The sequence below is a fragment of the Aurantimonas sp. A2-1-M11 genome, from assembly GCF_036549475.1.
Classification (GTDB): Bacteria; Pseudomonadota; Alphaproteobacteria; order Rhizobiales; family Rhizobiaceae; genus Aurantimonas.
In genome coordinates this window covers 1-1,226 of the sequence record NZ_JAZHLI010000197.1, presented here as the reverse complement: position 1 = coordinate 1,226, position 1,226 = coordinate 1, and the positions used below count along the sequence as shown (strand labels likewise).

The window sequence follows — 1,226 nt, the reverse complement described above, 5'->3', positions numbered from 1 at the left end:
GATCGGCGGCGGAGACCGAAATGGTAACCCCTGTGCGCATGCAGCAGACTCGCATGCGAGCACACCGATGTGAATCCCACACCGGACTCTTTCGTTCCGGTCAATCCACTAGCTTTGTCTGCTGCCGAGTGCCGTCCCGCGTCCCCTGCAACCTTGGTACAGTATCATTAAGCTACGAATAGCACCGCGAAAACCGCATAACGCCTCCTTCGGGATCCGCTAACGCAATCTCCCCGCAATTTAACACGATCGCCCAAATTCGTAACACTTTTCCGCGCGGAGAAAACACGGCTCCGGCATGTGGTAACAGGAGTTTGGGATTTTCAAACGCCGATCCGCAACTCGTCGCCGACCCGGGGGCAACTTAACTGCAATCTAGAGCGGTATAATATTCCGAAACACAACTTATAGAACATCCGAACCGGCTCTTCCTGCTCCTGCAGGCAGAGTCCGCGGCACCCGGGCCTGACCCCCCATTCGTTGTGTGAGGGCTGCTTCTAACTTTCAGCCTTCCCATCGATAGTCCTCCCGCTTTGTAACATAGGAGGACTGGATGCCCAATTGCTCAGATGATCACCACGGTCGTCGTCCGTACCCCCTATGCCTGGCGCGCCCGGACCTCGCCGGCCGTATCCGAACTCGGTCTCGCAAGACCAGCGACGACTACGACACGCGCTACACGTATCTGGCCGTCTCGACCGCCAGGGCTCTGGGGCGTGAGCCTTCTATCTTCGACGTCGCGTCGCACGTACGAAGCCGGGCCCCTGAGATCCGCTACGGGTCCTATCGCAACTACAAGGCGGCAGTCCTCCATCATGCGCGCGTGTTGTGGAATCGCAGCGAAATGACGGAGGAAGATGTCGAGGAGGTTGCCCGTACGCTCTTTGTTCCTGGAAACGACCAGGGCGAGACCTTGCCGTTTATCCCGCGAGGAGAGGGGCCGGTCCGATGCGGGCACCGGCGCGCCAAGACGATTACCGAAGCTGCGCGCGATACCCTCGTTCAACGAGCGGAGTCTCTCGCGAGCCGGACCGGTGAGCAACTCCGACTGATCCTGAGGCTCGGCCCGCACTGCGGCCTGCGGCCGACCGAGTGGACGACGGCAGAGCTGTGCGGATAGTGTCCCACCATGTGGTGTAGCTGACGGCGATGGCCGAGCGGTTCCGGCCAAGCCGGATTGATCAGCGTGCCACGGCTGGCAGGCTAACGAACGGATCATCGCTCAA

General features: G+C 60.3%; 1 protein-coding gene. It reads left to right on the top strand.

The window, feature by feature from the left end:
- Positions 1 to 553: 553 nt before the first annotated feature.
- Positions 554 to 1,120 (top strand): hypothetical protein, encoded by a 567-nt coding sequence (locus VQ042_RS25595; RefSeq protein ID WP_331823051.1) that lies wholly within the window; start codon positions 554 to 556, stop codon positions 1,118 to 1,120.
- Positions 1,121 to 1,226 lie beyond the last annotated feature (106 nt).